This window comes from Pseudomonas sp. 51_B, from assembly GCF_017491595.1.
GTDB lineage: Bacteria > Pseudomonadota > Gammaproteobacteria > Pseudomonadales > Pseudomonadaceae > Aquipseudomonas > Aquipseudomonas promysalinigenes.
The window spans coordinates 1-462 of the sequence record NZ_JAFGYW010000342.1 but is presented as its reverse complement, the minus strand read 5'-3'; the positions used below and the strand labels follow the sequence as shown (position 1 = coordinate 462).

Genomic DNA, 462 nt, shown 5'->3' with positions numbered 1-462 from the left:
ATCCACTACCTGAGCGGCAGCGACGTGACGTTCGTGCTGACGGCGGGCGGCCATAACGCGGGCATCGTCAGCGAGCCCGGCCATGCGAAGCGCCATTACCGGATGAAGATGACGGCCGCCGCCGCGCCGAGCATCTCGCCCGACGAATGGCTTGCCGGCGCGACCGATTTCGAAGGCTCGTGGTGGCCCGCGTGGCACGCATGGCTTGCCCGGCATTCGAGCCCGCAGCGCGTCGCGCCGCCGCCGCTCGGCAAGCCGGGCGCGCGCACGCTCGGCGACGCGCCGGGCACCTATGTGTTCCAGAAATAAGGAGTGCCGCGTGGACCGCGAAATCCTGCAGAACCGCCCGTTCGATTCGCTCGCGATCGGCGATAGCGCGTCGCTCGTGCGCACCGCGTCGCGCGACGACATCGATCTGTTCGCCGCGATGTCCGGCGACGTGAACCCCGCGCACCTCGACGC

General features: G+C 69.9%; 1 pseudogene. It reads left to right on the top strand.

What is annotated here, in order from left to right:
* Positions 1-309 (top strand): annotated as a pseudogene (locus tag J5M56_RS25140) (poly-beta-hydroxybutyrate polymerase); the annotation flags it as partial.
* Positions 310-462: the final 153 nt, after the last annotated feature.